A 23,630-nucleotide genomic window follows, 5' to 3' on the forward strand; every position below is an offset into this window, starting at 1 on the left:
GTGACTGTCGTATCGGATATCGGGGTCGTCCCGCGCGACCGGTTGAGCCACGCCCGCGCCTTGCATTGGGTTCTTGCGGTTGCTTTGGGGCTGGCCTGTCTTGTGAATCTGCAGGTTGGCGCAACAGACGTAACCCTGTCATCCGTGCTGGCAAAACTGGCGCAGGGTGAGACGCTGAGCCAGATCGAGCGCGTGGTGCTGTTTGACATCCGCCTGCCCCGGCTTGCCATGGGTATACTGGTCGGTGCAGCCCTGGCCGTATCAGGGGCTGCGATGCAAGGTCTGTTCCGCAATCCTCTGGCCGATCCGGGCATCGTTGGCGTAGGCGCCGGTGCGGGGCTGGGTGCGATCCTTGCCATCGTGCTGGGCGCACTCTTGCCCGTCTGGATGATCGACCGCGCAGGCAACCACCTTGTGCCCTTTGCCGCCTTTCTGGGCGGCTGGGGCTCGACCATCCTGCTCTATCGCGTCTCCACACGGCACGGGCGCACATCTGTGGCGACGATGCTTCTGGCGGGCATCGCGCTTGGCGCGCTGGCAGGGGCCTTGTCGGGCATCCTCGTCTATATCGCCGATGACAGACAACTGCGCGATCTGACCTTCTGGGGTCTAGGCTCGCTTGCGGGTGCGAGCTGGGCCAAGGTGCTGTCAGCCGCTCCTTTGATCCTGCTTTCTCTTGGCACGGCAATGATGCTGGGGCGCGGGCTTAACGGGCTGGCCCTGGGCGAAGCGACCGCCGCCCATATCGGCATCAATGTGCAGCGCATGAAATCCATCGCCATCCTTGCCGTCGCCGGTGCCACCGGTGCGGCGGTCGCTGTTTCGGGCGGGATCGGGTTTATCGGGATCGTGGTGCCGCATCTGCTGCGTCTTGCCTCCGGTCCGGATCACCGGACGCTGCTACTGAATTCAGCGCTTCTGGGGGCGACCCTGCTGATCCTCGCCGATGTCATCGCGCGCGTGGTCATTGCCCCCGCAGAACTGCCCATCGGGATCGTGACAGCCGTCCTTGGCGCACCGGTCTTTTTGTGGATCCTGCTCAAACGTCGCGGATTGGTGGAACTATGAGCCTGATTGCCGAAGATATCCGCGTCTCATACGGCAAGCGCGAGGCGCTGCGCGGCGTGAGCCTGACCGCCCTGCCCGGAGAAGTGACCGCCATCGTTGGCCCCAACGGCTCTGGCAAATCCACCTTGCTCGGGGCGATCACGGCCTCTCTGCCCTATCGCGGTGCGGTCAGCCTGAACGGGCAGGACATACGCGGCATGAAGCCTTGGCAACTTGCAGCACAACGTGCTGTCCTCCCCCAGGCGTCGCGTCTGGCATTTCCGTTTACAGTCATTGAGGTGGTCCGGCTGGGCCTGCAATCAGGCACCGCAGGAGACAGACCCGAGGTGCCGATGCAGGCGCTGGCCCGCGTCGGTCTCGCGCATTACGCTGACAGGACCTTTCAGGAATTGTCCGGAGGCGAAGCGCAACGGGTCATGCTTGCCCGTGTTCTGGCGCAGGTCTGGGCCCCTTTCGAGCACGGTCAACCGCGCTGGCTCTTGCTGGATGAGCCGGTTTCCAGTCTCGATATCGCGCACCAGCTCCAGGTGATGGACATCGCACGCGGGTTTGCCCGCGCGGGTGGTGGCGTCATCGCGGTGATGCATGATCTGAACCTGACAGCGCTTTATGCAGACCGTGTCGCGCTGCTTGCGACAGGCAAACACATGGCCTTCGGACGGCCGCAAGAGGTACTGACGGATGAGATACTGTCGGACGCCTACGGCTGCGCTTTGCGCGTCTCGGCCCCACCGCCCGCCAACATCCCCTTTGTTCTGCCTCACGCGGCATCGGCCTGAAAGGAACCCCATGCGACTGACTGCTCTGTTATTGGTGCTCGCCCTGCCTGCCGCGGCCGAACCTGTGGCCGACATCGTTATTCTTGGCGAGGTCCATGACAACCCTGCTGCACATCTGGGGCAAGCCGCCGCCCTGCAGGACCTGCGGCCCACCGCGGTCGTGTTCGAGATGCTGACCGCAGAGCAAGCCGCGCGTGCCGACGCCGACCGGACCCAGATCGCCGCCGCTTGGGAGGCGAGCGGTTGGGGTGATTTCCCGACCTATGCACCGATCTTTGAGGCCATGGGCGAGGCGCGCATCGTCGGCGCTGCAGCCCCGCGCGACGCGATCCAGAGTGTCTACAGTGATGGTGCCACTTCCCTTTTCGGTGAAGACGCCGCGCGTTTCGGTCTGGATGTGGCTTTGCCGGAAAGCCAGCAAGAGACACGCATGCAACTACAATTCGAGGCGCATTGCGAAGCCATGCCGTTTGCGATGATGGCGGGTATGGTCACCGTGCAGCGCTACCGCGATGCGGTTTTTGCCCGCGCCGCACTTGAGGCGCTCGAAACCTATGGACCACCCGTCGCCGTGATCGCCGGAAACGGCCACGCCCGCACCGATTGGGGCGTACCCGCCAAGATCGCCAGAGCGGCCCCTGAGGTGACAACCTATGCGATCGGCTTTGTCGAAGAAGACGCAGGACTTCCTTTCAACGAGGTCCGCATCGTCCCGCCCACTGAACGTGACGACCCCTGCAAATCCCTGACATCCAACTAAGGAGAAAAAGATGTACCTCGCGATGAACCGTTTCACTGTACCCTTGGAAAATGCCGCTGAATTCGAAGAGCTTTGGCTGACCCGGGAAAGCAAATTGCAGGACATGGACGGTTTCGTGTCCTTCCACATGCTGAAGGGCCCCGAGGACGACGGGAAAATTCTCTATGCCTCGCATACCCTGTGGCAGTCGGAGGCACATTTCCGCGCATGGACAACCAGCGCAGAATTCCGCGCCTCACACGCCCGCGCGGGTCAAAGCCGCAAGCTGCATGAGGGCGCGCCACGTTTTGAGGGGTTCACCGCAATCCAGAAAATCGACCCACTGCAAAGCGCATGACGCCTGAAACCCCGCAGCCGTTTAGGCACATCTATGTTCTTGACTAAAACTGTCGGATTACTGTAGGCATGGTGTATAACCTGACTTATTTAGTCAGAATACCGCAAGGCATCGTTCGATGCCCGTCCAAGCCACCGCGAACGGCAGCCCGGATGTCAACTATAAGGATGAAATCGCAATGACACCCGTCTCCCGGGCAACCAGCCAGAAGCCTGAAACTGCCAGCTCTACATGGCGCGAAATCGTGCAATCCGGTGCCGATAGCGCGCAGATAGAAGGATTTGCACTTGAACATCTGATCGACTTGCAACGCAATCGCATGCGCACGGCAGGAGAGGGTCGATGAGCCTGATGCAGAAAATGCCGCGCCCCAGTCCAGTCGACCGGACCGCTGACACGGACACCTACGACGCACGCGATCTGATCCGCAACGGCCTTAAGGCCGACATTGTGCTGGATGGCCAGACCTACACCCTGCGCATCACGCGCGCAGGCAAGCTGATCCTGACCAAATGACAGGTACCGCACATACCACAGGCTCCAGCGTGGTCGGCCATTTGACCGACGTCGCACCTTGGGAAGCCGAACTGATCATGTCGGTGCGGTTCTGGATGGCGGGTCCTGATAGTCAGGCCGAAGTCTGGAACGGTTTTGCGCAGAATTTTGGCCCCGTTGAGGGGCTTGCAGAGCTGCGTAACTTCGAGTGCCTGCTGTCTGATCTGTGCAGGTTTGCCCGCAGGCCGCTTGTCCGGCACGGGCTTGGGTGCACCTGTATCGGTTCGGACGAAGCGATCCTGCAAACCCTTGTCCGCGAAGCCGCGCGCGGTGATCTGGGCGAGGCGGCGATGATCGCAAGCTTGATTGTCCCTGCGCGCCATGCCGAACCGGTTGCCATTATGGCGGCGCGGGTCGGCCTCGCGATGCAGCGTATGGTGCAAACAGGGCCCGCCACCCCCCTGCCCCGACACAGACGCGAAGACCGTACCCTTCACTGAACTACACGCCCCAGCCAGAACGGGCACCGTGCCCATCACCCAGCGAGCCTATCATGTCCAAGATCCCCAGCCCCTGCATCAGCGTCTGCAAATTCAAACGCGAAGGCCATTGCATCGGATGTTCCATGACCAAAGCGCAAAAGTCGACCTTCAAGGCCTTGAAAAAGAACAAACACCGCGAGGCCTTTGTCGCGCTTGTCGTCGCCCAACAGTCCGTCATGGGGCGCTACAAACACTGGGAACAGGCGTATGAAAAGCGGTGCCGCAAGAAAAAGGTGACCCTCACGATGCTGGATGGCGGGAAGGCCGCTTGAATAGGTTGCGCCGCAAAAGTCCCAATAATAAGGACCATGACGAGATGTCTGCATCCGTTCGTCAGATCTCTTCCAAACGCGCTTTGGCGCCGGATGGTTCGGATGCCTCGGAAGGACTGATCGACCACTTGCGCGATGTCGCGCGCACCAACCGGTGCAAGGCGTATATCGAGCTTTTCGGTGCCTGTGCCGCCCTATCGGCGAACCGCAATATCGCAAGACATGCGGCAGCCGAAGTGCTGGTGCGGTGCCTGTCCCAGGCTTTGCAACGCCGCCCGGCTTTCTTTCGTGTCGGAGAGCAGGAAACCTCGTTTGATGAAAAGTGGCTGCTCGCATTGGCCCGCAGCCTCAAGAACGGCGATGAGGTCAGCGCAACTTTCCTTCTGAATTCGCGTGTTCCGAAGCATGCGCACCGGAATCTGGTGTTCCTTCTACGCAATGTAACTGACAGTTTTACTCAAGTTTAGAATCGTTCTAAAACTGCTTGTCCGATGCAATTCCACCATATATAAAGGTGGTGCAAGCCAGCTAACCGCCAGCCAGCACAAAATTTATTTTTTTGATGCAGGAGGCCCCCTTGACCCAAACCGCCCAGACACTCTCAACCGACGCAACCACACAGATTGCCGAGGCACTCAATCAATGCGTTGCGGAAACCGCAGTGACCACGATGCTGGCACAGAACTTCCATTGGAACGTGACCGGCATGGCCTTTGGCCCCCTGCATGATCTGTTCCAGAAAATCTACGAAGACCACTTCGTCGGACAGGACGATCTGGCCGAACGGATCAAGGCGCTCGACGCCCATGCAGAGGGCACGCTCGCCGGAATGTTGAAACGCTCCAAAGTCGCGGAAGTTGACGGTGTGCCTACGGCCGAAGAGATGATCCGCCTCATGAAGGAAGCGCAGGAAACACTGGCCGAAACGATTGCAGGCGCAGGTGAACTTGCCGCAGGTCATGGTGACACGCTGACCGAAGATCTCTGCATTGCGCGCGGCCAGGTACATGAGAAATTCGCCTGGATGCTGCGGTCACACCTGGCCTGAAGCGGCCAGGACGGTCCTCGTCCTGCGCCTCTGCAGAAAAAGACATACTAATTTAATCAGGTATTGAACACGAACCTGCTGGATGGTAACAAAGCGCCATCCAGCAAGGGCGTGATGCCCCAGCCAGATGACCCATCGGGAAATCGAAGGCTGGAAGAATGTCCAAATTCAAATCAATGCGTGCAGCTCTCATTCTGGCTGCCTGTTTGTCGGCTGCGCCTGCCCTCGCACAAGAGGCGCAGGGCGCGCATATCTCTATCGAACTCAATGCCGTAGAGCCTGTCGAAGACGCCTGCAGGATCAGTTTTCTTGTCCAGAACGGACATGGCCAAGATATCGGGCAAGCGGTCTATGAGGCGGTGCTTTTTGACACGCAAGGACGTGTTGACCGGCTCACACTCTTTGATTTCGGCGCCCTGCCCGCGGCGCGGCCCCGCGTGCGGCAATTTGTGGTGCCCGGTCTTGCCTGTGCGTCATTGGGAAGCCTTCTGATCAACGGCGCCGAAACCTGCACCGGAGACAATCTGCCTGCAGGCGCTTGCAGCGAAGGGCTCGTACTTCACAGCCGCACCGATGTCGAGGTGCTGGGATGATCGTCCAGCTTCAAGAGAGTATACGGCAGCTGGCAGCGCTTGGCGGACCGGTCGTGCTGCTGCTTTGCGTGCTTTCGGTTCTGGTTCTGACGGTGGTTCTGTTCAAACTCTGGCAATTTACGGCGGCAGGTGTCGGACGCCACAAGGCGCTGCAGGATGCCATCGCAGCCTGGGATACCGGCGACAGAATAGCCGCGCGCGATCACCTCAGCCGCTCGCGCAGCTACCTTGTCCCGCTTGTGACCATGGCGCTTGACGGCCAGACAGATGCAGCCCGCCTCGAAGCAGAGGCCGAAGCGCGTTTTGCCCGACTGGAAAGCGGCTTCAGGTTTCTCGATTCCGTCGCACAGCTTGCGCCACTGCTGGGATTGTTCGGTACAGTTCTGGGCATGATTTCTGCGTTTCAGGCGCTTCAGCAGGCAGGAAGCCAGGTCGACCCCGCGATCCTTGCAGGTGGTATCTGGGTGGCCCTGTTAACCACTGCCGCAGGCCTTGCCGTCGCCATGCCCACTTCGGTCATGCTGAGCTGGTTCGAGGCGCGTATGGATGCAGACCGCGTGCTGGCGCAAAAGGCCCTGCATACCGTGCTGTCGCCTTCTGGTGTTGGTAAAGTCATACACCTCCAAGGGGCGCCCGCCCATGCGTAACATGCGACGCAGGCGCAGGCTGTCGATGACATCCCTGATTGATGTCATCTTCCTGCTTCTTCTGTTTTTCATGCTGTCCTCAACCTTCACCCGCTTTTCCGAAGTCGAATTTGCCGTGGGCCGCTCTGGTGGTACCGCATCCGCTGAACGTCCGGTCTTTGTGTCACTGGCCACAGTATCGTTACGTCTGAACGGCGCGGAAACGGCACTTGATCGCTTGCCCTCGGCATTGGCCACGCACAGGACCGGTGATACCCCCCTTGGGGTGCTAGTCTCGACCGGCGCTGATGTGACGGCACAACGGCTCACAGATCTGCTTGTGGCTCTCCGCGCGATCCCGCACATCACGGTGACGGTTCTGGAGGCGACATGAGACGGCGCCGCACCAGAAGCGAACGCGAACCGACCATCGCGCTGATCAATATCGTCTTTCTGATGCTGATCTTCTTTCTTGTCGCAGGCACACTGGCCACACCGCTGGACAAGGATCTGCGGCTGGTTCGCACCGCTGATCTTGCGGGTGCCACACCCGCGGGTGCGCTGGTTTTGCACGCCGACGGGCGCATGACCTATGAAGGTGCAGTCGTCACCTCGACCGCAGCTTTTGTCGCCAGCCTCCCCGAAACGGCGCGCGCGCGCGTGCGTATCATCCCGGACCGTGATCTGCCGGCGTCAATGCTGGTCACCCAAGGCCGTGCCTTGCGCGCAGCAGGCGCGGAGCGCGTTGTGATTGTTACCGAACAGGGGTTGGAGTAATGCGCCATGCCGGTCCGGCCAAGTTAGTGGCCCTGTCTCTGGCTCTTGTTGCGCATGGTGCGCTGGCCATTACGTTTGTCGCGCCGGAAACGCCACAGACCGAGGGTGGCGGCGGTGCCGCCGAGGTCCGGCTGGGCAGCGCATTTGCAGACATGGCGGCCGGTACCTTGAGTGCTACGCGACCGGAAGCGGCCCGAGAAACGCCACCGACAGAGACACCACCGGCACAGACAGCCGATCAGGCCGTGCCAGTTGAAGCAGAGACAGTGCCACCCGAACACGTGACCGCGACTGCCGAAAGCGAAACGCCCGAGCGTATCGTACCCACGCAAGCCTTGCCTGTGATGCGCAACACCGCCTCCGCAACGCCTGAAGCGGTACAACCGCGACCGGCACGGATCGTCGCCGAAACCGCCGACAGCCTTGCTGTGGCACGCTCAATGCGCCCTCAGGCACGCCGCGCAGATTTTGCGGAAACGCAGGCGCCCGTGCAGGTGGCGGCACCCCGCCAGCAACCACCCGCAAGACCCGCGCCGGGAAATGCAGATCGCAACGCGCAGGCGGGTGAAGCATCTGGAAATCAGGACGCCGTCGCGCAACAAAGCGGGCCTGGCGGGCGTCAGCAGGCTGCGGGAAATGCCGCGGCAAGCGACTACCCTGGTCTGGTCATGCGGATCCTGTCACAGGCGGGTAAACCGCGTGTGCGCGCGCGTGGCGCTGCTGTTGTCTCCTTCAGCATCGGCCCGCAGGGCGGATTGGCCTCGGTGTCATTGGCCCGCACTTCAGGCTCGGATGCCTTGGATCAGGCAGCGCTGCAACTGGTGCGCGGCGCAGGCCCCTTTCCAACCCCGCCAGCAGGCGCGCGGCGCAGTTTCTCGATCCAGATCGAGGGGCGTTAGCGGGAGGCGGCCAGGACCGGCGTTGTCACGGATACCGATCACGTGACGTGATCCGGTTGTGACCGCGCTCTTGACCCGCCCGAGAGGCACGCAAGATCGGATCTTTGGCAAGGGTGTGCGCCTGCGCGCGCTCAAGGCGCGCCAGAACGGCCTCGATCGGTTCACCCCGCGCACGGGCGCGCTGCCAGATGCGGCGGCATGACACGGGCGACCATGGCAAGGCGGCATCCGCCAGCCACCCCCGCAATGCAGGCGGCAGGGCGTCATAGGCCTGCATCGGATCCTGCCTGCGCCTTTTCCGCTTCAGACCCGTTTCGCCGAGATTGCCGGTCATGGTCCGTCCGCACGCCGCCAAAGCGGGAAAGGATCGGGCAGATCGGGCAGCCTGTCAGGACCGGTCGCCACAGTCTCGGGCACCAGGCAGGCGTCCAACCGTGCCCGGATCGCAGGCCAGTCGATCCCCGCACCGATAAAGACAATCTCCTGCCGCCGGTCACCCCAAGGCTCGGACCAATGTTGTGCTGCATAGGCCCGTGCGCTGTCATCGTCGGGCCAACGGTCGCGGGGCACAGCCGCCCACCATGTGCCAAGCGGCTTGACCGACGAGAGCGCACCCGCAAGCGAGAATTCGGCCACCCAATCGGGCCGCGTCGCGATCCAGAAATGGCCCTTGGCACGGATGACCCCGGGCAAATCGCCGTTCAGAACGGCGAGAATGCCTTCAGGCGCAAAGGGTTGGCGGGCACGGTAGACGTAGGATGAAACGCCGTATTCCTCGGTTTCCGGCACATGGTCGGCAAATCCGTAAAGCTCCTTGGCCCACATCGGATGTTCATGCGCCTTTTCGAAATCAAAAAGACCCGTATCAAGGATCGCGTCCGCTGCGACGTCGGCATGGTTTGTTTCGATGATCCGTGCATCGGCGTTCAGGCTGCGGATGATCTTGCGCGCGGCATCCGTCCGCTCGGGTCCGGCATCATCGATCTTGTTCAGGATCACCACATCGGCAAACTCGATCTGCTCGACCAGCAGGTTCACCAGCGTCCGGTCGTCCTCCGCGCCAAGCATCTCACCCCGATCACTCAGGAAACCGTGGCTGGCATAGTCACGCAACAGGTTCACCGCATCGACAACCGTCACCATCGTATCAAGCCGCGCCACATCCGAAAGGCTTTGTCCTGCCGCGTCGCGGAAATCGAAGGTGGCCGCGACAGGCAAGGGTTCAGAGATACCGGTGGATTCGATCAGCAGATAGTCAAAGCGCCGCATAGCTGCGAGGCGGCGCACCTCTTGCAGAAGATCATCGCGCAGCGTGCAACAGATACAGCCGTTCGACATCTCGACCAGCGTCTCATCGGTGCGCGACAGCGCACCATCGGCGCGCACCAGATCGGCGTCGATGTTCACTTCGGACATATCGTTCACGATCACCGCAACGCGCCGCCCGTCGCGATTGTTCAGCACGCGATTAAGCAGCGTTGTCTTGCCAGCACCCAAGAAGCCTGACAGGACTGTGACGGGGAGACGGTCTTGGTTCATGGCTGGCTTCCTTGCAATGTGGGCGTTGATTCCCGTAACTAGAGAAGTTACGCGATTCCCGCAACTCACATTGTTACGTGAATGGTCGTATATCGGGAGATCACCTCGTGAAACGCAACAGCCGCTTGTCACTGGCCCTGCACACGCTCAGCCATATGGCCCATGCGCCCGACACTCTGCGCAAATCCGCCGATATTGCTGCCCATGCGGGCACGAACCCGGTCGTGGTGCGCAGGGTTCTGGGGAATTTACGGCAGGCCGGGCTTCTGGTGTCCGAGGCGGGTCATTCTGGCGGTTGGCGCCTTGCACGCCCGCCCCAAGAGATCACGCTTGCAGATGTCTACCTTGCCCTTGATGAGCGTCTGGCCGCGCCACAAATTGACGACACTGCGCACGGATGCAGCGTCGAACATGCGCTGCATGATCGTGTGTCCAAGGTGATGACCGAGGTGGAGCAGACCCTGATCCAGAAACTGTCCGAAACAACGATCCTTGAAATCCGCGACTCCGCCGATTGATCGCTGCGCGTTGTAAGTCGAACGCGCCTGCTTTTGCAAAATCCTGACAGGCCGGAATACTTTGGCCGCGGCAGTTGCAACGCCAAGACGACCTGAGATTTAGCCGCGCTATTTCGCGGCTTCCAACGCGGCGCGCAGAATGCTCCTGTCGCCTACATGGTTGGCCAGAACAAGGATCAACCGCGCATTGAACGCATCGCTTTCCTCTTTGCTCAGCCCGTTATGCGCGCCGAGAAGTTCATCGTAAAACCCGTCAGGGTCATTGATGTTTGGTGCAAGATTGAGTTCCAAAGTCATACTCCCCGTCCTGTTGCCGTCCGCACGGCGGCCTTGATATCTGCGGCATCTGCCACAGCCCAGCGCGCGACGACATGCTGGTCGGGCCGGATCAGATAGACACCACAGGGTTCATCCCCCAGATACCTTGCCGCAAGCGCCCCCGTCGGATCATCCCGCCTCGTGTCCAGCCTGATCGTCCGCACTGCAATGCCATCGACATCCGCAACATCAGGCGGCGCGGTGTTCAGCGCCAAAACCGTGAAATCGCCGCCGAGTTGTTCCAACAGAAAACCATCCGCCATAGGCGCATCGGCACAACTGGCCCCGACACGGCTCCGCGCGGGTCCGTTCAGTTCATCCGGCCCGTTCAACGACAGCCCGTCGTAGGCACAAGGAACCGACAGGCGGCCGGAATTGACCAGGGGCCGTGCAAAGGCGTGTTTCTGCGCCAACTCAAGAACGGCATTGCGGAAGACCTTGCTGATCGCGGTCTTCGGCGTCAGAAAATCTGTCGCGCGGGTTGAATTGAGGATGTTTTCATCCGCCCCATGCACCCGCTCTTCGGAATAGCTGTCGAGTAAACTCTCCGGTGCCAACCCTTTGACGACAAGATCAAGCTTCCACGCGAGGTTGTCGGCATCCTGCACGCCCGAATTGGCACCACGTGCGCCAAATGGCGATACCTGATGCGCGCTGTCACCTGCGAACAACACGCGTCCATGGCGGAAGCTTTCCATACGGCGGCATTGGAATGTATAAATCGACGTCCACTCAAGCGCGTAGTCCGCCCCCTCACCCAACATCGCATCAACCCGCGCACGGATATTTTCGGGCTTCAGTTCCTTGGCGCGGTCAATGTCCCATCCAAGCTGAAAATCAATGCGCCAGATGTCATCGGGTTGTTTATGCAGCAAGGCCGACGCGCCGCTGTCCTTGAAAGGCGGCTCGAACCAGAACCACCGCTCGGTCGGGAAATCCGCTGTCATTTTCACGTCGGCAATCAGGAAGTTATCCTCGAACACGCGCCCGTCAAACCGCAACCCCAACATATCGCGGGTGGGCGAACGCGCACCGTCACAGGCGATCAGCCATTCGGCCTCAAGCTGATAGGGCCCGTCAGGCGTGTCGATTTCGACACTGACAAAATCCTCATGCACGGTTATGCCGGTGACAGCGTTCTGCCCCCTGATTTCGATGGGGCAACCCTCGCTTTGGGCCTCGCGGACGGCATCCACAAGGAACTTCTCGAAATAGGGTTGTTGCAGATTGATGAAGGCAGGCGCCTTATGCCCGTCTTCGGGTTGAAGGTTGAATTCAAAGACCTTCTGGTCGCCATGAAACACTTTACCCACGTTCCAGACGACGCCCTTGTCGACCATCGCCTGCCCCGCGCCCAACCGGTCGCAGATCTCGAGCGTGCGTTTGGCAAAACAAATGGCACGGCTGCCCTGCCCGACCCCTTCATGGTCATCAAGCACCAGCACCGGCGTGCCCTTGCGTCCCAGATCAAGGGCGGCAGCCATACCCACAGGTCCGCCCCCGATGATGACGACGGGATGGCGCAGAGGTGCGGCCCCTATGGCAGCCACCTTTTCGTAAGGATAGAGCTTGAATGCGATGTCGTAGCGCACGTCGACCATATGTTGACCTCCCCTGACGAACCCTCAGCCCTGTAACTGCGCCCACATTTCCAGATCACGCTTGTCGGTCCAGATGCGCGGGTGCCAGATCCCGCGGGCCTCGTCATAGGCGCGGCTGACGTTGAACGGCAGGCAGTGTTCGTAGATTGCATAATCGCTGAATTTCGGATCACATTCCGCGCGCACGGCGTCCCATGCGTCTTTGAGTGAACCACCCCGCACGGCGACCTTCTTGGCAGGTTCAAACGTGCTTGCGACGAAATCACGGGTGCTCTCGATGGCGCGCTCCACAGCCTCTTTGCCGATCAACGCCCCCCCGCGCCCCGGTGCAATTGCATCCACATCATAGGCCTTGATGTTGTCGAGCGTCTGGCCCCAATCGCCGAAATAGCCGTCGCCACAATAACAGGCGGAATGGTCTTCCACGATATCGCCTGTGAACATCACGTTCTGATCCGGCACATGAATGATCGCATCACCCGCCGTATGGGCACGGCCGATATGTTTGATATCGACACGGCGTTTACCCAGATAGACGGTCATGGCATCGCTGAAGGTCGTGGTCGGATAGGTCAGGCCGGGGATGGATTCATGGCCCTCGAAAAGACGCGGGAAACGTTGGAATTCACTGTCCCAATCCTCTTGACCCCGCTCGACAACCATGGCGCGGGCGGTATCGGACATGATGATCTGATCGGCACCATAGGCCGATGCCCCCAGCACGCGCACCGCGTGGTAATGGGTCAGCACAACATGGCTGATCGGTTTGTCGGTGATCTCGCGCACCTTTTCGATGACCTTGTTGGCCAGCCGCGGCGTTGCCTGCGCCTCGACAATCATGACGCTGTCATCGCCGATGATCACGCCCGAATTCGGATCGCCTTCGGCGGTGAAGGCCCAAAGCCCTTCGCCGACTTCGTCAAAGGTGATCTTCTTTTCGGTCATATCCCCTTGGGATGCGAATGCTTTTGCCATTTTATTTGTCCTCTTATGCAGGGAATTTGACCGCAGGGCGGATCGTGCCCTCGCAGGTCCCGAAGCCGATTTGATACCCGTCACCCAGTGCGGCACCGCGCAGGATCAACGTGTCGTTATCTTCAATGAATGTGCGTGTCTCACCGGTGTCGAGCGTCAACGGCGTGCGCCCTGCCCAGCTGAGTTCCATCAGTGATCCGAATTCGGATTTTTCAGGTCCCGAGATCGTCCCCGACCCCAAAAGATCACCCGCATTCATACCGCAGCCGCCGCTTGCATGGTGGCACAATTGCTCGGCAGCAGAATAATACAGCCGCTTGGCGTTGGTCTTGCAGATCGACGTCGCTTTGGTGGCACCTTCGGGCTGCATCAGGACCTCAAGCGCGATGTCGTAGAGCCCGTCAATTGTGCCATCCAGATACGGCAGCAATCCTTTTTCGCGCGCGGGTGTCGGCACCCGGAACGGTTCCAATGCGGCTTTCGTCACAATCCACGGAGAGATCGAGGTCCCGAAGGCCTTGCCCTGAAACGGCCCGAGCGGTTGGTACTCCCACGCCTGAATATCACGCGCCGACCAGTCGTTGAGCAGAACAAAGCCAAAGATCATGGCGTCGGCCTGATCCACTGTGACCGGCGCGCCAAAGTCCGAGGGTGTGCCGACAATCGCGCCCATTTCAAGCTCGATGTCCAACCGTTTGGACGGACCAAAAGACGGCATATCGGCATCCGGCGCCTTTGACTGGCCATTGGGGCGGGTTATCTCGGTACCCGACACCACAACCGATGACGCACGGCCATTGTAACCAATCGGAATGTGCAGCCAATTTGCCGGCAGATCAGGGGATCCGCGCAGGATTGCGCCCATGTTTTCCGCGTGCTGGCGACCGGCGTAAAAATCGGTGTACTCGGACACCATAAACGGCATGTGCAATTGCGCATCGGCCTGTGGCACCAGATAGGGTGTGATGGTGGCTTGGTCGCCAGACCCCTCGGCCAGCATCTCTTGCAGGCGCGCGCGCAGATTAGCCCAAACCCTTGGCCCCAGTTCCATCACCTGGTTCCAGAACGGCAGATCGAATACCGCTTCCGCGTCCAGTTCAATCAGTCCAGCCGCTTCGAGCGCCGCCATATCAAGGATCATATCCCCGATTGCGACACCGCAGCGCGGATCTTCGTCCGCCAGTGAAAAGACGCCGTATGGCAGGTTGTTCAGTGGAAAAGGTGTCTCGGCGGAATTGGCGCTGGCCACCCAGCTTTTCATCAAGGGCATCGGCAGCCTTTCACGTCTGGATATGCACGGCGCGTCATTTTTTGCCCGGTGTCCCGTCGAATTTCTTTTCCAGCGACGCCCAGCAATCAATGTAATCGTCCTGCAACGGTGCCTCTTTCGCGGCGAATGCCGTCAGGTGCTGCGGAAAACGCGTTTCGAACATAAACGACATCGTCTCATCGAGCTTCTCCGGTTTGAGATCCGCGTTCGACGCCCGCTCGAACGCTTCCTTGTCGGGGCCATGCGGGATCATCATGTTATGCAGGCTGATGGATCCGGGGGCAAAGCCGTTCGGCTTGGCGTCATACTTGCCATAGATATTGCCCATCAGCTCGGACATGACGTTCTTATGATACCAAGGGGGGCGGAATGTATCCTCCATTGTCATCCAGCGTTCGCGAAACAGGACAAAATCAATATTGGCCGTGCCGGGCACACCGGATGGCGCCGTCAGTACGGTAAAGATCGACGGATCGGGATGGTCAAACAGGATGGCCCCGATCGGGCAGTAATTGCGCATGTCATATTTGACCGGCGCGTAATTGCCGTGCCACGCCACAACATCCAAAGGGCTTTGGGCGATCTCGGTTTCGTGGAATTGCCCACACCATTTCATCGTCAGCGTGCTTGGCACCTCGCGGTCTTCAAAGGCGGCAACAGGCGTTTTAAAATCACGCCGGTTGGCCATGCAGTTGGCCCCGATCGGCCCGCGCGCGGGCAGTTCGAATTTCTGGCCGTAGTTTTCGCACACGAAACCGCGTGCAGGCCCCTCGATCACTTCGACACGGTACACCAGCCCCCGCGGCAGGATTGCGATCTCTTTGGGTTCCAGATCAATAATGCCAAGTTCCGTACAGAACCGCAGGCGCCCTTCTTGCGGCACCACCAGCAATTCGGAGTCTGCCGAATAAAAATATGCATCCTTCATGCTTTGCGTCACAAGATAGACATGCGACGCCATGCCGACCTGCGTGTTCACATCACCCGCCGTGGTCATCGTGTGCATGCCTGTCACCCACGTCAGCGGCTTTTCGGCATGGGGCAGCGGGTCCCAGCGGTACTGCCCGAGGCTGGTGACGTCATCAATCACATGCGGTGCGGATTTCCAGTAAGGGACGTCAATGCGCTTGTAACGGCCAGAGTGTTTGACCGACGGGCGGATGCGGTAGCACCATGTACGTTCGTTCTGATGGCTGGGGGCTGTAAATGCCGTTCCCGACAACTGCTCACCATACAAACCGTAGTTGCATTTCTGCGGGCTGTTCATGCCCTGCGGCAATGCGCCGGGCAGCGCCTCGGTTTCAAAATCATTGCCGAACCCCGGCATATAGCCCTCGGTTGTCCCGACGGGAGATTGCGCGACTTGCATGGAACGCGGCGATTGCTTGTTCATGGAAACCCCTTCCGGCAGATCAGATCGAATCGTTGCATTTGAAACTACCGCTTTGGTATTAGTTGAAAATGTAACTATCAACGGAAATGTCCTATGAGAGCCCCGCACCCCGAGGACGATGACGCGCATTTCGACCTCAAGGATTTCCTGCCCTATCTGCTGAATATTGCCGGTGAGGTCACAAGCAGCGGGTTCCAGACCAGCTATAAGACCCAATACGGCATGACCCGCACCGAATGGCGTGTGCTGTTTCATCTGGGCCGCTACGGCGACATGACCGCGCGTGATATCTGCGCCCGTGCGCGGACGCATAAAACAAAAGTGAGCCGTGCTGTCAGCGCTTTGGAAAGACTCCGCTTTCTGAGGCGTCAGAAAGACCTAGATGACCGCCGCTTTGAAACCCTGTGCCTGACACCAGAGGGATACAAGGCCTACGAGGCCCTGTGTGGAAAGGCGGGAGAGTTTGATCGCGAAGTTTCCGCGCAATTCACAGCCGAGGAAAACGCAATTCTGCGCCGCTGCCTTCGGCAACTGGCGGACCTGCCTTAGGATCAGATGGCAAGCCTTACCAAACCGGCCTTTACGAAGCGTTACCCGAATTCACATACTCGGCAAGAAACGGCGCATCGGTGTCCAAATCTGCATAGCCCTGCCCCTGCGCGTCAAGCCAGTCCTGCAGATATTCAATCATAGCTCGCGCGCAATAAAGCGCGGGCCGGTAACGGGGATTCCATCTATTGCCCCCCCAGTCATCCCACGGCACAGCGCCATTGATATGATCTCCGATGCGTGAGCGCATGATAACGCATTTGCCAACAGAGTTCAGCGTCGCAGTGCTGATCGTTCCACGCGGGGGATCATAGGCAGACTGGTGGCCCATCACGACATGGTAGCCCGCAATATCGGGCGTCCCGAACGGCGTTGCGCGCACTCCTTCAAACCATTGTCGGCCCAGAAAGTGCCTTCCCTTGGCGCATCCATCATGAATGAAATCACAGTCTTCGAACACAAATCCATAGGATGTGCGGATGTCAGTGCTTGGTGCCGTCGCCCATGTCGTCGCGGCACGGCCACCAAGAGACCGGATGGTGCAGCCCTCAAACCATGCTGTCGACTGGCCAAAAATAAAGTCCACATCGCCTGCGATTTCACAGTCCGTGAAGCAAGACCGGACAGTTTCGCCCTTTCGGGGAGATTGCAGATACAGCGTGTCCTGAAAACTGCGCAGGGCAACGTTTTGGACCTGCACGCGATCCGCCCCCGCGACCAGCAGCGCCACCGCCTGATGTTGGCCGTTGCGGCATTGGCCAAGGGCATTCACGGCCAGATCGCCGCCCCGAGAGCGGTCGCAATTGTAGGTATTCTGAACGGTCAAATTCAAAAGCTGGAAGCCGTCATTCTCGACACGCACAACAGACGCATTGGCCGTACTGATCGGGGATAGACCTGCGATGCGCCGATAGAGCTTTGTGATACTCTCAGGCGCCTCAGCAAAATGTGCAGCAAAGCGGCGGGTAAATTCAGAGCCCTGCATTTCGGCGTCGATGTTCTCGGCGAGAACCACATCGGACGGAGACGCCCCCAATCCAAGCAAGGTCACCGCAAGAGATGCAGGCGGCACGTAGACAAGTCCGCGATGAAGCCCCGCCGTAACGCCGATGATCACGCGGCCCTTGCGCTGTTCTCGCAAGGCACGGTTCACCGCCTCTTGCACTGAGGCGCACCCACCGCCCGGCCCAACGACATAGTCCGGCGTGAGCCCCGCTGCATCAAGTGGCGTCGGGGACCATGGATCATCCCGCTCCGCTCCCGCTGTCCTTACGTAACGCAAGACATTGTTGCGGCGAAATCTGTCCGCTTCTTCCTCGCTCAACTGGGGTCGCATCAGCGCTGCATCAAAGCCGCCGCCATCATCAGCGGCCCGACGCCCTTGACGTCATCTTTGACGCGTGCCTCCGTCAGATAATACGCGGCGCTGCCATCCCGGAAGCGGTTCTCGTACCAGCCAAGACCGGCGACCTCGCAAATCTCGACCATCTCGTGCCCGCCGCCCGCCTTGGGGCGCAGCGCCTTGTCCATGACCAAGGGTGCCAAACCGTCGGCGATGTCGTTGAGGCCCAAGCGCGCCCCGCGCAACAGCGCATAGGTGAACATCGCAGAGGCCGAGGTTTCCTGATAGTTGCCTTCAAGATCAGGCCGGTCGATCACCTGAAGCCAGAGACCATCCGGAACCCGCAAGGCCGCGATTTTTTCCAAAAGGGCGCAGGTGCGCGCTCGCAAGGGGGCGAAATCCTCACCCACCAGATCCGCAACATCCACCAATGCCATCGCCAGCCAGCCGATAGCGCGGGCCCAGAACGCCTTGTTGAACCCGGTTCCGGGGTCTGCCCACGGCTGCTCGCGGGCTTCATCATATGCATGCCAATATAGGCCACTTGCAGGATCAATAAGCGTATTGAGCCCGGTCGAAAGCTGCGCCAGGCTGTCCGCGACACCGGCTTCATCCCCGCTCAACTGCGCATGTGCAATCCGGAACGGCTGACCCATATACAACCCGTCCAGCCAGATCTGCCAAGGATAGCGGAGTTTGTGCCAATAAACGCCGCTTTGCGTGCGGGGATGTGTCTGCAACTGGCGCGCCAGCAAATCAGCGGCCTTCCTGTACCGCGCCTCGCCCGTCAGCCCATACAGATACAGCAGCGTGCGGCCAGGCAGGATGTTGTCGATGTTGTAATCAGAGAGCCCGTAGCCCAAAAGGTCCCCCTCAGGGCCGATCTGAGGATCTGCAAGCCGGTCCAGATGATCAAGCCAGCGCGCCTCTCCGGTCTCGACGTGCCACAGCTCCAATGCGCGATAGAGGCATCCATCCTCATAGCACCACTTCCCCCCCTTGTAGGGTTGATAGCTGCGTGCGTAGTCATCCAGAAACTCAGCCAACATCGGTCATATCCTCAAGCAAATCTGTCAAAGCGGCATCCGTTTCGATCTGCGCGAACCGGTGCAGCAATCCTGCGTGTCGGGCGCTGGGCAAATGACAGGCCATAAGCGTTTCGCCCGGCTCTGCGTCGGCGTCATAGCCCACCGTCACGCCAGTCAAGCGCAGCCCGCGCAGGGGCGCTTCGGGCAAGCCTAGGAATGCGCCCGCAGCGTGGCGCACACCGCGCAACTGGACATTCGTGACAGTAATGTCGGCAATCAGCGGCGTGGTGTCATCAACCGGCGCGGGATCGCGCGATTGCACCGCCGCCGATTTCCCGTCCGCATCGCAATAGTAGAAAGCATTGATGGCAAGGGCCGTCCCCACCCCGTCCATCGCGACATCAACCATCGCTATGCGGGCGACCTGCCCCCCGCGCCCACGCCGCGTCTTGATCCGCAAGCCGCGGTCTGTGCCTTTGAATTCACAACGCGTGATGTCTACATCCGTGATATCACCGCTCATCTCCGACCCCATGACGACCGCACCGTGGCCGTCCTCCATCAGGCAGTTCGCGATTGTCAGATGCCGCGTCGGAGCGATGTGATCGTCGCGCGTGTCCTCTCCCGTTCCGCGTTTTCCCGCCTTGACTGCGATGCAATCGTCTCCGACGCTGATGTGCAGACCACGCACCTGCACCTGTGTGCAGCTTTCGGGATCAAACCCGTCGGTATTTGGGCTATCGGCAGGGTTTGTGATCCGCATGGCGGCGGCGGTCAGACGGTCGCAACGGTAGAGATGCACCGTCCAGGATGGCGAATTGCACACCCCCATGCCGGACAGGACGACATCGGTGCAATGGGCCAGAAACAGCGTGCGCGGGCGGCGGGCACCTTCGCGGGTTTCCTTGGGCCATGTCCACCAATCACCACGGTCTCCACCGCCATCGAGTGTCCCGCGTCCGGTGATGGCAAGGTTGTTGCACCCGATCGCCGTGACAGGCGAAGCAAAGCTCGCGGCGGGCAACCCCTCCCACGTGCCGACAACGCGGCCAGCGGCGTCATGGTCGGGCAGGATCGGCCAGCCCGCGCGGTCGGCTATAGCAGCAAGCGTTGCGCCTTCCGGCAACCAAAAGGTCATGTCTGATTTCAAAAATATCGGCCCGCTGGCGATGCGCCCTTCTGGCACGCGCAAGGTCCCGCCCATTGGAACGGCGGCTACCGCCGCGGCAAAGGCGGGGGCGTTGTCCGCTGCATCGGGTGAGACGCCATAATCAGCCGCGTCGATCAAACCCGCACAGGGCGCCGTGCGAAAGAACAATTTCTCCTGACCTGCCCAGAAGGTATAAACCCTGTCTGGAAGGAGGCCTTCAAGAAATACTGGAACAATGTCCGAAACGCCGCGCAGTTCCGTCCCTTCAAGGCGCCATGAGAAGGGCCTTTCCAGATGATACCGCGCCGTATCTGCGTGGATGAGAACGGTCACCGTGTAAGGCGTAACTGCAAGGGCGCTCAGCACGTTCGGTTTCTTCCTGCCAAGGGGCATAATGCGGACGCCGGACCAGACCGGCGCCCGCAGTTGTTTTTACTTGTCTTCCAGCGCTTCATTCACAAGCATCAGGATTTCTTCTGAGGCTTCTGCGCTGTCCAATTCACCGTAGGCGAACAGTTCAAGCGTGTCTTCGATACCCGCGCGTACATCCGGGTCTTCATTAAACGGGCTGATTGCTGGCGCATTGGCTTCCATCACCATGTTCTGCGCATCTACCTGAATCTGCTTGATACCGCCGTTCTCAAGTAGCTGTGCCGCGGCCACATCCGACGATGGCACGCCGCGTGCCGAGCCCATCGCCGCAATCCCTTCGGGTTGGGTCAACAGACAGTTCAGCACTTCTGCGGCCGCCTGCTGGTTCGGCGAATTGGCCGAAATCGAGAAGACCATGGACGGCTTCCGATACACACCGTCATTCTGCGCACCCGCGACCCGCAACAGGCCTGCAGGCACAAGCTCTTGCCCGTCCGACAGCGGATCAGAGATCTTGAAATAGGTCGTATCCCACTGATAACTGCCCGCGATCTGGCCAGAGGTCCAGTCGGCGTTTTCATGTAGGGCAATGTTGCCTTGCGCTGCGCGCTCTGGCCAACCCTTGATCACATGGTTGTCGACCATGGCCTGATACATGTCGATACCAGCCTGTAATTCGTCCTGTGACCACTGAACCGCGTTGGTTTCAGGATTGATAAAGGAGCGGCCAGTCTGCTGGGTCACGATCATCTGGATGAGCAAAGAGGCATCCAGACCGATACCTTCAAGCGGATAGTAGTTGTCACCCAGCTTTTCGGCAAAGACCGGACCTGCGGCCATGAGTTCCTCAAAGGTGGTCGGGATCGCCAGACCGGCCTTGTCGAATGTGGTCTTGTTGAAAAAGAAGATACGGCCCGAAACAGACGCGGGCAGACCGTTCAACGCACCGTTGCGGCTGGACGCCTCAAGCTCTTCGTCGGACCACTGCGACAGGTCGATGGTGTCGGAAAAGTCCCGCAGATCGGCAAAGCCGTCACCGTTTTCCGAGAAAATCGGCAACCATGGCCAGTTGATCTGCATGATGTCGGCCTCGGTGCCGCCCGCCAGCTGAGTGGCGACTTTTTCGAAGTGGCCGGACCAACCGGTGAATTCGGGCTTGATCGTATGGCCCAGCGCCTCGCCACAGACCTGAAGTGCCGCCTGAGTGGCCTCATGGCGGCTATCGCCCCCCCACCAGCTCATCCGCAATTCCTCGGCATATGCCGTACCGGCCACAGTCGTTGTGGCAAGTGCTGCTGCGATAAATGTCTTGAAATATGTCATGTGTTCCTCCCTATGACAGTGGTTTGGTCGGCAAGCGAGATGTTCGCACCGCTTTCCGCGTTGAAAAGATGAATACGTGCGCCGTCAGGTCGTAGGCAGACGGCGTCACCACGTTGGATTTCCGTGTCGAATTTGTCGGTCGGTATAACGGCAATGAAATTGCTCTCGCCCACGTGAACATGCAGGTTCACTTCATGTCCCATGAACTCGATGTTATGGACCGTCCCCGAGAACGCATCGGCGGTGTCCGCATCCACGATCTCGACGTGTTGCGGACGGATACCGAAGGTCACAGGCCCTTCATGCGGCGCGAGCCGTTCGGCCAGCCCCTTGGGCACCGCAATCGTCTGACCGGCCAGCGTAATCGTCAGCTTGCCATCATTGGCCAGAACCGCAGGCGCAAGGTTCATTTCCGGCATCCCGATAAACCCTGCAACAAAAGCATTGGCAGGACGTTCATAGAGTGTCACCGGATCGGCGACCTGCATGATATGGCCATCTTTCATGACGCAGATGCGGTCGCCCATGGTCATTGCCTCGACCTGATCGTGGGTCACGTAGACCACGGTCGCAGGGCGCCCTTCATCGCGCAGGCGCTTATGCAGGTCGGTAATGCGCATCCGCATCGAGGCGCGTAATTTGGCATCAAGGTTCGACAGAGGCTCGTCGAACAAGAACACGTCCGGCGACTTGATCAGGGCACGGCCGACAGCGACACGCTGCGCCTGACCGCCCGACAACTGCTTTGGCAACCGGTCCAGAAGCTCCTCGATCTCGAGAATACCGGAGACCTCGTGTGTCGCGCTTTCAATTTTGGCTGACGGTTCACGTTTGAGCTTGAGACCGAACGACAGGTTCCGTCGCACCTTCATATGCGGGTAAAGCGCGTAGTTCTGGAACACCATCGCGATCCCCCGTTTGCCAGGTACGAGATCGTTGACGACATTCTCACCAATGCGGATTTCGCCGCCTGTGATCGTCTCCAGCCCTGCAATCATGCGCAATGTGGTGGATTTGGCACATCCCGACGGGCCGACCAGCACCATGAACTCCCCGTCCGCAACATGCAGGTCAATGCCATGCACCGCCTTGAAACCGCCGCCATAGATCTTTTCGACAGATGTAAGTTGAAGATCAGCCATCAGCCTTTGACCCCCCCAGTTGAGATGCCCTCGATGAAATATTTCTGGGCGATGAAGAACACGATCAGTGACGGCGTCAGTGCGAGCACAGTCATTGCAAGGATCTGGTTCCAGTTGAACGCCTCGGTTGTGTCGATGCTGAGCTTCAGCGCCAGAGAGACAGGATAATTCTCGACCGAAGAGATGTAGATCAGCGGTCCAAGGAAGTCGTTCATGGTCCACATGAACTGGAACAGACAGACCGAAATGATGGCAGGCATGAGCATCGGCACCACGACATACCAAAGCACCTGAAAGGTGTTGGCCCCGTCGACGCGCGCGGCCTCTTCCATGTCCCGCGGGATCGACCGCATGAACTGGATCAGCATAAAGACGAAAAAGGCCTCAAGCGCGAACCACTGCGGCACGAACAGCGGCAGATAGGTGTCAAGCCAGCCCAACTCGCGGAACAGCAGATACTGCGGAATGCGCGTAACCACATCGGGCAACAGCAACGTGGCGATCAGAATGCCGAACAGTATCTTCTTGCCGGGAAATTCAAATCGGGCAAAGCCGTAGGCCACGATCACTGACGAGATTGCTGTGCCCAGCATCTTGGGGATAACAATATAAAGCGAATTCAGAAAGAACCGCCCGAAGGTATAGGGCGTCGACGTTTCCCAGCCGTCGATATAGCCCTGCACGGTTGGATTTTCCGGCCAGAATGACGCCGAGCTGAAGATTTCCTCGTTTGTTTTGAAGGATGCGCCCACCAGCCAGATCAAGGGATACAGCATCAAAAGGCCGAACAACGTCAGGATCACATAGCGGATGATGGCACCGCGGCGCTGCGCGCGCTGGATTTTGAGTTCCTGCGCGGAAGGCGTGCGTTCGCCAAGGGGCATTGGTTCTAGGTCAGGTAAGGATACCATTGT

Annotated in this window: 30 protein-coding genes; 17 read left to right on the forward strand and 13 right to left on the reverse strand. The window is 59.7% G+C overall.

Annotated elements, in window-relative coordinates; translation table 11 throughout:
• The 15 genes from SJY29_RS09190 (at position 1) to SJY29_RS09260 (ending at position 8,196) form a co-directional block, all read left to right on the forward strand.
• Positions 1–1,068 carry a FecCD family ABC transporter permease gene (locus SJY29_RS09190; protein WP_400082099.1) on the forward strand — a complete coding sequence of 356 codons (1,068 nt, stop codon included), beginning with the start codon at positions 1–3 and terminating at the stop codon, positions 1,066–1,068.
• Positions 1,065–1,847, forward strand: a complete 783-nt coding sequence (locus tag SJY29_RS09195; RefSeq protein ID WP_400082102.1) for a heme ABC transporter ATP-binding protein — start codon at positions 1,065–1,067, stop codon at positions 1,845–1,847. Before SJY29_RS09190 ends, SJY29_RS09195 begins: the two co-directional genes overlap by 4 nt.
• A gap of 10 nt (positions 1,848–1,857) precedes the next feature.
• Positions 1,858–2,607 carry a ChaN family lipoprotein gene (locus SJY29_RS09200; protein ID WP_400082105.1) on the forward strand — a complete coding sequence of 250 codons (750 nt, stop codon included), beginning with the start codon at positions 1,858–1,860 and terminating at the stop codon, positions 2,605–2,607.
• A gap of 10 nt (positions 2,608–2,617) precedes the next feature.
• Positions 2,618–2,944, forward strand: a complete 327-nt coding sequence (locus SJY29_RS09205) for an antibiotic biosynthesis monooxygenase family protein (RefSeq protein ID WP_400082107.1) — start codon at positions 2,618–2,620, stop codon at positions 2,942–2,944.
• A gap of 118 nt (positions 2,945–3,062) precedes the next feature.
• A complete protein-coding gene (locus SJY29_RS09210; protein ID WP_400082109.1) occupies positions 3,063–3,290 on the forward strand; it encodes a hypothetical protein in 228 nt (75 codons plus the stop codon).
• Between the two features lie 5 nt (positions 3,291–3,295).
• Entirely contained in the window at positions 3,296–3,460 is a 165-nt protein-coding gene (locus tag SJY29_RS09215) for a hemin uptake protein HemP (protein ID WP_400088881.1), read from the forward strand.
• Positions 3,457–3,939, forward strand: coding sequence for a hypothetical protein (locus SJY29_RS09220; RefSeq protein ID WP_400082112.1), 483 nt, complete (start codon positions 3,457–3,459; stop codon positions 3,937–3,939). The genes SJY29_RS09215 and SJY29_RS09220 overlap by 4 nt, the downstream gene beginning before the upstream one ends.
• Before the next feature lie 53 nt (positions 3,940–3,992).
• Positions 3,993–4,253, forward strand: a complete 261-nt coding sequence (locus tag SJY29_RS09225) for a DUF1289 domain-containing protein (protein ID WP_400082114.1) — start codon at positions 3,993–3,995, stop codon at positions 4,251–4,253.
• Positions 4,250–4,720 carry a hypothetical protein gene (locus SJY29_RS09230; protein WP_400082116.1) on the forward strand — a complete coding sequence of 157 codons (471 nt, stop codon included), beginning with the start codon at positions 4,250–4,252 and terminating at the stop codon, positions 4,718–4,720. The genes SJY29_RS09225 and SJY29_RS09230 overlap by 4 nt, the downstream gene beginning before the upstream one ends.
• Before the next feature lie 110 nt (positions 4,721–4,830).
• The gene (locus SJY29_RS09235) at positions 4,831–5,301 is read left to right on the forward strand and encodes a Dps family protein (protein WP_400082118.1); all 471 of its coding nucleotides are present in this window, start codon (positions 4,831–4,833) and stop codon (positions 5,299–5,301) included.
• Positions 5,302–5,459: 158 nt separating this feature from the next.
• Positions 5,460–5,894 carry a hypothetical protein gene (locus SJY29_RS09240; RefSeq protein WP_400082121.1) on the forward strand — a complete coding sequence of 145 codons (435 nt, stop codon included), beginning with the start codon at positions 5,460–5,462 and terminating at the stop codon, positions 5,892–5,894.
• On the forward strand, positions 5,891–6,541 hold the full coding sequence (locus SJY29_RS09245; protein ID WP_400082124.1) for a MotA/TolQ/ExbB proton channel family protein: 651 nt from the start codon (positions 5,891–5,893) through the stop codon (positions 6,539–6,541). The genes SJY29_RS09240 and SJY29_RS09245 overlap by 4 nt, the downstream gene beginning before the upstream one ends.
• The gene (locus SJY29_RS09250) at positions 6,534–6,914 is read left to right on the forward strand and encodes a biopolymer transporter ExbD (protein ID WP_082436215.1); all 381 of its coding nucleotides are present in this window, start codon (positions 6,534–6,536) and stop codon (positions 6,912–6,914) included. The genes SJY29_RS09245 and SJY29_RS09250 overlap by 8 nt, the downstream gene beginning before the upstream one ends.
• Positions 6,911–7,297: an ExbD/TolR family protein gene (locus SJY29_RS09255; RefSeq protein ID WP_400082127.1), complete on the forward strand. Its 387-nt coding sequence runs from the start codon at positions 6,911–6,913 to the stop codon at positions 7,295–7,297. The genes SJY29_RS09250 and SJY29_RS09255 overlap by 4 nt, the downstream gene beginning before the upstream one ends.
• The gene (locus SJY29_RS09260) at positions 7,297–8,196 is read left to right on the forward strand and encodes a TonB family protein (protein WP_400082130.1); all 900 of its coding nucleotides are present in this window, start codon (positions 7,297–7,299) and stop codon (positions 8,194–8,196) included. The genes SJY29_RS09255 and SJY29_RS09260 overlap by 1 nt, the downstream gene beginning before the upstream one ends.
• A gap of 25 nt (positions 8,197–8,221) precedes the next feature.
• Here SJY29_RS09260 and SJY29_RS09265 read toward each other — a convergent pair whose 3' ends face one another.
• The gene (locus SJY29_RS09265) at positions 8,222–8,530 is read right to left on the reverse strand and encodes a DUF6525 family protein (RefSeq protein WP_400082132.1); all 309 of its coding nucleotides are present in this window, start codon (positions 8,528–8,530) and stop codon (positions 8,222–8,224) included.
• Entirely contained in the window at positions 8,527–9,735 is a 1,209-nt protein-coding gene (locus tag SJY29_RS09270) for a GTP-binding protein (protein ID WP_400082135.1), read from the reverse strand. The genes SJY29_RS09265 and SJY29_RS09270 overlap by 4 nt, the downstream gene beginning before the upstream one ends.
• 107 nt (positions 9,736–9,842) lie before the next feature.
• On the opposite strand from SJY29_RS09270, the gene SJY29_RS09275 reads away from it, so the two are divergent.
• Entirely contained in the window at positions 9,843–10,253 is a 411-nt protein-coding gene (locus SJY29_RS09275; protein ID WP_400082138.1) for an Rrf2 family transcriptional regulator, read from the forward strand.
• 108 nt (positions 10,254–10,361) lie between these two features.
• Here the strand turns inward: SJY29_RS09275 and SJY29_RS09280 are convergent, their stop codons facing one another.
• From SJY29_RS09280 to hmgA, 5 genes are read right to left on the reverse strand one after another with little or no spacing between them, the layout of a single operon-like run.
• Positions 10,362–10,550, reverse strand: a complete 189-nt coding sequence (locus SJY29_RS09280) for a DUF2783 domain-containing protein (RefSeq protein ID WP_400082140.1) — start codon at positions 10,548–10,550, stop codon at positions 10,362–10,364.
• Positions 10,547–12,172 carry an FAD-dependent oxidoreductase gene (locus SJY29_RS09285; protein WP_400082143.1) on the reverse strand — a complete coding sequence of 542 codons (1,626 nt, stop codon included), beginning with the start codon at positions 12,170–12,172 and terminating at the stop codon, positions 10,547–10,549. Before SJY29_RS09285 ends, SJY29_RS09280 begins: the two co-directional genes overlap by 4 nt.
• A gap of 24 nt (positions 12,173–12,196) precedes the next feature.
• Positions 12,197–13,147, reverse strand: a complete 951-nt coding sequence (locus tag SJY29_RS09290; protein WP_400082146.1) for an MBL fold metallo-hydrolase — start codon at positions 13,145–13,147, stop codon at positions 12,197–12,199.
• A gap of 13 nt (positions 13,148–13,160) precedes the next feature.
• Positions 13,161–14,417 carry a fumarylacetoacetase gene (fahA, locus tag SJY29_RS09295; protein WP_400082149.1) on the reverse strand — a complete coding sequence of 419 codons (1,257 nt, stop codon included), beginning with the start codon at positions 14,415–14,417 and terminating at the stop codon, positions 13,161–13,163.
• A 34-nt stretch (positions 14,418–14,451) separates the two neighbouring features.
• Positions 14,452–15,810 carry a homogentisate 1,2-dioxygenase gene (gene hmgA / locus SJY29_RS09300; RefSeq protein ID WP_400082150.1) on the reverse strand — a complete coding sequence of 453 codons (1,359 nt, stop codon included), beginning with the start codon at positions 15,808–15,810 and terminating at the stop codon, positions 14,452–14,454.
• A gap of 93 nt (positions 15,811–15,903) precedes the next feature.
• On the opposite strand from hmgA, the gene SJY29_RS09305 reads away from it, so the two are divergent.
• Complete coding sequence (locus SJY29_RS09305) at positions 15,904–16,359, forward strand: MarR family winged helix-turn-helix transcriptional regulator (protein WP_400082153.1); 456 nt, start codon at positions 15,904–15,906, stop codon at positions 16,357–16,359.
• Positions 16,360–16,390: 31 nt separating this feature from the next.
• On the opposite strand, the gene SJY29_RS09310 is transcribed toward SJY29_RS09305, so the two are convergent.
• The 6 genes from SJY29_RS09310 to SJY29_RS09335 form a co-directional block, all read right to left on the reverse strand.
• Positions 16,391–17,695: a pectinesterase family protein gene (locus SJY29_RS09310; protein WP_400082156.1), complete on the reverse strand. Its 1,305-nt coding sequence runs from the start codon at positions 17,693–17,695 to the stop codon at positions 16,391–16,393.
• A complete protein-coding gene (locus SJY29_RS09315; protein ID WP_400082158.1) occupies positions 17,695–18,750 on the reverse strand; it encodes a glycoside hydrolase family 105 protein in 1,056 nt (351 codons plus the stop codon). Before SJY29_RS09315 ends, SJY29_RS09310 begins: the two co-directional genes overlap by 1 nt.
• Complete coding sequence (locus tag SJY29_RS09320; protein WP_400082161.1) at positions 18,740–20,245, reverse strand: glycoside hydrolase family 28 protein; 1,506 nt, start codon at positions 20,243–20,245, stop codon at positions 18,740–18,742. Before SJY29_RS09320 ends, SJY29_RS09315 begins: the two co-directional genes overlap by 11 nt.
• 66 nt (positions 20,246–20,311) lie before the next feature.
• Positions 20,312–21,574: an extracellular solute-binding protein gene (locus SJY29_RS09325; RefSeq protein ID WP_400082164.1), complete on the reverse strand. Its 1,263-nt coding sequence runs from the start codon at positions 21,572–21,574 to the stop codon at positions 20,312–20,314.
• On the reverse strand, positions 21,571–22,716 hold the full coding sequence (locus SJY29_RS09330; protein WP_400082167.1) for an ABC transporter ATP-binding protein: 1,146 nt from the start codon (positions 22,714–22,716) through the stop codon (positions 21,571–21,573). Before SJY29_RS09330 ends, SJY29_RS09325 begins: the two co-directional genes overlap by 4 nt.
• Positions 22,716–23,627, reverse strand: a complete 912-nt coding sequence (locus SJY29_RS09335) for a carbohydrate ABC transporter permease (RefSeq protein ID WP_400082170.1) — start codon at positions 23,625–23,627, stop codon at positions 22,716–22,718. Before SJY29_RS09335 ends, SJY29_RS09330 begins: the two co-directional genes overlap by 1 nt.
• Positions 23,628–23,630 lie beyond the last annotated feature (3 nt).

Source organism: Yoonia sp. R78084, assembly GCF_044595625.1.
GTDB lineage: Bacteria > Pseudomonadota > Alphaproteobacteria > Rhodobacterales > Rhodobacteraceae > Yoonia.